This window comes from Micropruina sp. (assembly GCF_047607385.1).
Classification (GTDB): domain Bacteria; phylum Actinomycetota; class Actinomycetes; order Propionibacteriales; family Propionibacteriaceae; genus Micropruina.
On record NZ_JASGDE010000024.1, the window covers coordinates 1 to 6,588 of the forward strand.

At 71.4% G+C, this 6,588-nt stretch carries 7 protein-coding genes; 4 read left to right on the forward strand and 3 right to left on the reverse strand.

What is annotated here, in order from left to right:
• Positions 1-583 (reverse strand): bifunctional 4-hydroxy-2-oxoglutarate aldolase/2-dehydro-3-deoxy-phosphogluconate aldolase (gene eda, locus QM582_RS02125; protein ID WP_415081321.1); only part of this gene is annotated, 583 nt, incomplete at its 3' end.
• 176 nt (positions 584-759) lie between these two features.
• On the opposite strand from eda, the gene QM582_RS02130 reads away from it, so the two are divergent.
• Positions 760-1,527, forward strand: coding sequence for an IclR family transcriptional regulator (locus QM582_RS02130; protein ID WP_415081323.1), 768 nt, complete (start codon positions 760-762; stop codon positions 1,525-1,527).
• 82 nt (positions 1,528-1,609) lie between these two features.
• On the opposite strand, the gene proB is transcribed toward QM582_RS02130, so the two are convergent.
• Both proB and obgE read right to left on the reverse strand, forming a co-directional pair.
• Positions 1,610-2,728 (reverse strand): glutamate 5-kinase, encoded by a 1,119-nt coding sequence (proB, locus tag QM582_RS02135; protein ID WP_415081324.1) that lies wholly within the window; start codon positions 2,726-2,728, stop codon positions 1,610-1,612.
• On the reverse strand, positions 2,725-4,245 hold the full coding sequence (obgE, locus tag QM582_RS02140) for a GTPase ObgE (RefSeq protein ID WP_415081325.1): 1,521 nt from the start codon (positions 4,243-4,245) through the stop codon (positions 2,725-2,727). Before obgE ends, proB begins: the two co-directional genes overlap by 4 nt.
• A gap of 189 nt (positions 4,246-4,434) precedes the next feature.
• Here obgE and QM582_RS02145 point away from each other — a divergent pair, with 189 nt between their 5' ends.
• From QM582_RS02145 to QM582_RS02155, 3 genes are all read left to right on the forward strand, one after another.
• Entirely contained in the window at positions 4,435-5,979 is a 1,545-nt protein-coding gene (locus QM582_RS02145) for an acyl-CoA carboxylase subunit beta (protein ID WP_415081327.1), read from the forward strand.
• A 9-nt stretch (positions 5,980-5,988) separates the two neighbouring features.
• Positions 5,989-6,339 carry an OadG family protein gene (locus tag QM582_RS02150; RefSeq protein WP_415081329.1) on the forward strand — a complete coding sequence of 117 codons (351 nt, stop codon included), beginning with the start codon at positions 5,989-5,991 and terminating at the stop codon, positions 6,337-6,339.
• Positions 6,330-6,588, forward strand: a 259-nt coding sequence (locus QM582_RS02155) for a hypothetical protein (protein ID WP_415081330.1), incomplete at its 3' end; no start/stop codon positions are given. The genes QM582_RS02150 and QM582_RS02155, both read left to right, overlap by 10 nt.

Genomic DNA, 6,588 nt, shown 5'->3' on the forward strand with positions numbered 1-6,588 from the left:
CGGCCGCGGCGGCGACCGCTGCGGCGCAGAGTCGTTGAACCTCGGCGAAGTCGCCGGCATCGATGACGTCGGCGGGCACCATCCACGACCCACCCACCGCCGGCACGTTCGGCAACGCCAGGTAATCACCCAGGTTGGCCGCCGACACTCCCCCGGTCGGCACGAACTGGATGCCGCCGAACACCGACGCGAACGCCTTCAAAGTGCCCGCACCGCCGTAATTCGAGGCCGGGAAGAACTTCAGCGTGGTCAGCCCGGCATCCAGCGCAGCGATCACCTCACTGGGGGTCACCGTGCCGGGCACGATCGGCACCCCACGCTCCTTGGCCCGTGCCACCGCGGCTGCGCTGAATCCGGGGCTGACCAGGAAGCGGGCACCGGCGTCGACGGCCAGATCGACCTGCTCGGCGGTGAGGACGGTGCCGGCGCCGACCAGCAGGTCGGGAGTCTTCGCCATCGTCGCGATCGCCTCGGGTGCCGCCTCGGTGCGCAGGGTGACCTCGGCGACCGGCAGGTCGCCGGCCACCAGCGCTTCGGCAAGACCCGCGGCGCGGGCGGCATCGCGCACCACAACCACAGGCACGATACGACGCGTCAGGACTGCGTCGAGAACGTGGGACATTCGGACTCCGTTTCACTCATTGAAACTCATGGTTCGTTGTCTGAAATATCTTCCCATCGGCCCCGGAGCTTGGCAAGGCCATTTCTGTACCCGGCCCAAGCGTTGCGCACAACGAAACACCAGGGCATCATCGGGCCATGACCGATGGTCCGCGCGTGGAAGCGATCGACCGTGCCCTGGCCCTGCTCACCGCGCTGGCCGAGGCGGGCGCGGACGGCATCACGCTCACCGAGCTCTCCGCGGCCACCGGGGTGAACAAATCCACCGCGTACCGGGCGCTGTCCACCATGCGTGCCCATGGCTTCGTCGCCCAGTCCGAGAGCACCGGAGACTACCGGCTGGGAGCCGCCGCGATGACCCTGGGCGAACGTTTTCTCACCCCGCAGAGCCTGGTCCAGTCGCTGCATCCGGCCCTGGTGACGCTGTCCCGGCAGTCCGACGAGCTGGTCCATCTCGGCGTCCTGGTGGGCGACGAGGTGCTCTACCTGGACAAGGTGGAGCCGGAGCGGGCCATCCGGGTCTTCTCCGAGGTCGGACGCCGCACCTCCGCCGCCCGGTCGGCGATGGGACGCGCCCTGCTGGCCGCCCGCAACGTCCCGCACGACCAGCTGGCCGCCTATCTGCACCACTGCGCGCTGACCGTGGACGAGCTGGCCGCCACCCTGGCCGCGGCCCGCGGACGCGGCTTCGCCACCGAGATCGAGGAGAACGAGCGCGGGGTGGCCTGCCTGGGCGTGGCGGTGATGCGTGGCGCGAACGCCGTCGCGGCACTGTCCCTGACCATGCCGGCCGAGCGGCTCACCGAGCAGCGCCAGCGGGAACTGGCGGAGTTGATCGGCGGCCTGCTGCCCCCGCTGCTGCCGGACGGACTGTCGATCTGGAGTCCGGTCGCACTCGCCGGTTGAGCTTGTCGTACCCGCGGCCGGTTGAGCTTGTCGAAACCAGGTCTCGACAAGCTCGACCAACGAGGACCGGGCGGACCCGGCCTCAGCGCCGGCGCAGCTTGACGATCAGCGCGTCCCTGTGGACCACCTCGCGGTCGAACTCGGGGCCGCGCTCCTCGACCAACTGATGGGTGCTCTTGCCGAGGATCCCGGGCAGGTCGGCGGCGTCGTAGTTGACGATGCCGCGGGCCACCACCGATCCGGCCGGGTCGACCAGCCGCACCGGCTCACCGGCCAGGAAGTCGCCGTGCACGGCGGTGACGCCGGCCGGCAGCAGGGACGCCTTGCGCTCCAGCACGGCCCGGACGGCGCCGTCGTCCAGCACCAGGTCGCCCTTGGCCTGCGAGGCGTAGGCCAGCCACATCAGCCGCCGCGACCGCTTCTTGCCGGTGGGATGGAAGACGGTGCCGACATCGTCGCCGGCCAGCGCCGCGGCGTGGTCGTCGGCGTGCGCCAGCACCACCGAGATGCCGCCGGCGGTGGCGATCCGGGCGGCTTGCAGCTTGGTGGACATTCCGCCGGTGCCCACCGCGGAACCGATCCGGGAAGTGTCCACCTCCAGGTCGTCCACGTCGGCCACCTCGGCGATCCGCTCGGCGCCGGGCTCGGACGGGTGCCGGGTGTACAGCGCGTCCACGTCGGAGAGCAGCACCAGCGCGTCCGCGCGGACCAGGTGCGCCACCAGCGCGGCCAGCCGGTCGTTGTCGCCGAACCGGATCTCGTGGGTCGCCACGGTGTCGTTCTCGTTGACCACCGGGATGGCGCCGAGCTGCAGCAGCCGGGTGAAGGTGCGCAGCGCGTTGCGGTAGTGGGCCTGCCGGGTCAGGTCGTCGACGGTGAGCAGCACCTGGCCGACCACCAGCGAGTGCGCCGCGAACAGCGCGTCGTAGCGTTCGATCAGCAGCCCCTGCCCCACCGACGCCGCCGCCTGCTGACCGGCCAGGTCGCGCGGCCGGGTCTTCATGCCCAGCGCCGGCATTCCGGCCGCCACCGCCCCGGAGGAGACCAGCACCACGTCGCGTCCGGACGCCCGCAGCCGGGCCAGGGTGGCGACCAGCCGTTGCATCCGCTCGGTGTCCAGCCCGCGGCGTCCGGTCAGCGACGACGAGCCGATCTTGACCACGACCCGCTGGGCGTCCGCGATCTGCTGACGCACCCTCACCGCGCGTCCTCGGGGTCGTCCTCGTCCTCGGCCACGTCGTCGGACGCGTAGCCGTCCTGGGCCACCCGGGTGAGTCGTTCGGCGTCCTTGGCGGCGTGGTACTCGGCGTCCAGCCGGCGCCGCCGCTTGACCGACTCACGCTCGGTGAACAACCGCTGGTCCTCACCGCGCCGGGAGAGCAACTCGGCGCCGATCTCCACCTGCGGGGCGAAGTCGAACACCACCGGGTGCTCGCCGGAGCCGATCGCCACCGCGTCCCCGGCCCGGGCGCCGAGCGCCAGCAGCTCCTCCTCGATGCCCAGCCGGGCGAACCGGTCGGCCAGGTAGCCGACCGCCTCGCCGTTGCCGAAGTCGGTCTGCCGCACCCAGCGTTCCGGCTTCTCGCCGCGCACCCGCCAGACGAAGCCGCCGTCGCCGTCGCCCTGCCGGCGGATGGTGAACTCCGGACCGCCGGCCACCGGTGCCGGCCGGATCACGATCCGCTTCGGCTCCGGCTTGGGCGCCGCGGCCCGACGCTCGACCACCAGAGCGGACATCGCGAAGGTCAGCGCGCGCAGCCCCTCCCCGGTCTTGGTGGAGACGGCGAAGACCGGCAGTCCGCGGGCCTCCAGGTCGGGCCGGACCATCTCGGCCAGCTCGGCGGCGTCGCCGACGTCGACCTTGTTCAGCGCCACCATCCGGGGCCGGTCCTCGAGCCCGCCGTGCGCGGCCAGCTCGCCTTCGATCACGTCCAGGTCGGTGAGCGGGTCGCGTCCGGGCTCGTAGGTGGCGCAGTCGACGACGTGCACGATCGCCTGGCAGCGTTCGATGTGCCGCAGGAAGTCGTGCCCCAGCCCGCGGCCCTCGGACGCCCCCTCGATCAGCCCGGGCACGTCGGCGACGGTGAAGGTGACGTCGCCGGCGACCACCACCCCCAGGTTCGGGATCAGGGTGGTGAACGGGTAGTCGGCGATCTTGGGACGGGCCCGGCTGATCGCCGCGATCAGCGACGACTTGCCGGCGCTGGGGAAGCCGACCAGGCCGACGTCGGCGAGCACCTTGAGCTCCAGGGTGATCCGCCGGGACTCCCCCTCCTCGCCGAGCAGCGCGAAACCGGGCGCCTTGCGGTTCGCGGACGCCAGCGCCGCGTTGCCCAGCCCGCCCCGTCCACCGGCGGCGACCACCACCTCGGCGTCGGCGCCGACCAGGTCGGCCAGCACTTCCCCGCTGTCGGCGTCGCTGACCACGGTGCCGTCGGGGACCGCCAGCACCACGTCCTCGCCGTTACCGCCGTTGGCGTGGTCGCCCTTGCCGGGCTGGCCGTTGGGGGCGCGTCGCTGCGACTGGCGGTGGTACTCGACCAGCGTGGTCAGCCCGGGATCGACCCGCAGGATGACCGAGCCGCCGTTGCCGCCGTTGCCGCCGTCCGGGCCACCGAGCGGCTTGAACTTCTCCCGGTGGATGGACGCGCAGCCGTGCCCGCCGTTGCCTCCGGCGACCGTCAGGGTCGCGGAATCGACGAAAGAGGGAATGGCCATGGTTGAACTTTCCGGGGTTGCGGACGGCGAACTGCCGTCTCTCATCGTCCCACAGCGGCCAACCGCCCCGCGATCGGGGCCGGTCACCGGGCACCTCCTTGCCGAACCGGCTCCGGGAACCGCGGTCCTGCCGTACCGTCGAAGAACGGGCCTCACCTGGATTCGGCGACAGACCACGAGGAGGCAGGCATGGCAGACCAGCTCCAGACCCTCAGGGAGCGCCGCCAGTCCGCCCTCGCGGCCGGCGGCGAAGAACGCATCGAGGCGCAACACGCCCGCGGCAAGCTGACCGCCCGAGAACGGCTGGCGATCCTGCTCGACGAGGGCTCGTTCCAAGAATTCGGCGCCCTGGCCACCCACCAGAACACCGAGTTCGGCCTGGACCAGCAGCGGTTTCCCGGCGACGGCGTGGTCACCGGTTTCGGCAAGGTGAGCGGACGCCGGGTGGCCGTCTACGCCCAGGACTTCACCGTGCTCGGCGGCTCGTTCTCGCAGGTGCAGTCGCAGAAGATCTGCCGGATGATGGACCTGGCCATGGAGGCCGGCATTCCGCTGATCGGGCTGAACGACTCCGGCGGCGCCCGCGTCCAGGAGGGGGTCAAGAGCCTGGCCGCCTACGGCGAGGTGTTCTACCGCAACGTGGCCGCGTCCGGGGTGATCCCGCAGCTCTCGGTGATCATGGGGCCCTGCGCCGGCGGGGCGGTCTACTCCCCCGCGCTCACCGACTTCACCATCATGGTCGAGTCGACCTCGAACATGTTCCTGACCGGCCCCGGCATCATCAAGGCGGTCACCGGCGAGGAGGTCAGCGGCGAAGAACTGGGCGGCGCCTGGGTGCACAACGTGCGCAGCGGCGTGTCGCAATTCTCCGCCCCCGACGACGCCGCCGCCCTCGGCCTGGTCAAGGAGCTGCTCGGCTACCTTCCGCAGAACAACTCCGAGGACCCGCCGGCGCTGGCGCCCTACGACGATCCGGCCCGGGAAGAGCCGGCGCTGGACGGTTTCATGCCGGAGCAGGACAACGTGCCCTACGACGTCCGGGACATCCTGGAACTGGTGGTCGACACCGGCAGCCTGCTGGAATGCCACGCCCAGTACGCCTGCAACGCGTTCACCGGGTTCGCCCGGCTGGACGGCCAATCGGTCGGCGTGGTGGCGAACCAGCCGGCGGTGCTGTCCGGCTCGCTCGACCTGGACTCGTCGGACAAGATCGCCCGGTTCGTCCAGATCTGCGACATGTTCAACATTCCGGTGGTCACCTTCGTCGACTGCCCCGGCTACCTGCCGGGCGTCGACCAGGAGTACAACGGCGTGATCCGGCACGGCGCCAAGATCATCTACGCCTACGCCCAGGCCACGGTGCCGAAGCTGGCGGTGATCCTGCGCAAGGCGATCGGCGGCTCGTACGTGGCGATGAGCTCGCGGCAGATGGGCTGCGACATCGCGTTTGCCTGGCCGACCGCCCAGATCGCGGTGATGGGCGCCGAGGGGGCCGCGAAGCTGCTGCACGGACGCCGGATCGCGGCCGCCGACGACCCGGAGAAGGAGGAGGCGGAATTCGTCGCCGACTACCGGGAACGGCTGCTCAACCCCTACCACGCGGCCGACATCGGCCAGATCGACGAGGTGATCGAGCCCAGCGAGACCCGGCTGCGGCTGATCCGGGCGCTGGAGGTGCTGCGCACCAAGGTGCACACCAACATCGCCAAGAAGCACGGGCTGTTCCCGGTATAGGCGGCGACGATGGAGAACCTGCCCTGGGGCGTGTACCTGACCCTCGCCGGCATGGGCACCGTGCTGGCGTTGCTGGTGATCCTGATGCTGGTGCTGATGGCGGTCGGTCGGCTGGACCGCTCCCGGACGCCACCCGCCCGGCCCGCGACCCCCGTCCCCGAGCCCGAACCCGTGGTGCTGGCACCGGACGGCCTCACCGACGAGGAGGTCGCCGCCATCACCATCGCGGTGCTCACCCACGTCCGGGTGCGCCGGGGGCAGGCCGCGCCGGCGATGCGCGAGGTGCAGCCGGGCAGCCAGTTGTTCGCGAGCCGGTGGGTGGCCGCCGGCCGGGCCAATCAGAAACGACCGTGGAAGTGAAGGCGATGCGGCGCTACACGATCAAGATCGACCAGACCGAGCACGTCCTGGACGTGGACGAGTTGTCGTCCGACACCTTCGCGGTGCGGTTGGCCGACGGCCGCCGCGTCGAGGTCGCTCTGGTCGAGCACCACGACACCGCCCAGGCGGTGATCGGCCCACACATCGAGGCCGGGCCGCCGGCCGGCGATCCGGTGGCCGGTCACCGGCCCGCCGCGGTGTCGCGTCCCACCCCGCCGCCGACGCACC

Excerpts from the sequence above, each read along its gene's own strand:
- QM582_RS02145 (WP_415081327.1), top strand. The coding sequence starts at position 4,435 with ATGGCAGACCAGCTCCAGACCCTCAGGGAGCGCCGCCAGTCCGCCCTC.
- QM582_RS02150 (WP_415081329.1), top strand. The coding sequence starts at position 5,989 with ATGGAGAACCTGCCCTGGGGCGTGTACCTGACCCTCGCCGGCATGGGC.
- obgE (WP_415081325.1), bottom strand. The coding sequence starts at position 4,245 with ATGGCCATTCCCTCTTTCGTCGATTCCGCGACCCTGACGGTCGCCGGA.
- QM582_RS02130 (WP_415081323.1), top strand. The coding sequence starts at position 760 with ATGACCGATGGTCCGCGCGTGGAAGCGATCGACCGTGCCCTGGCCCTG.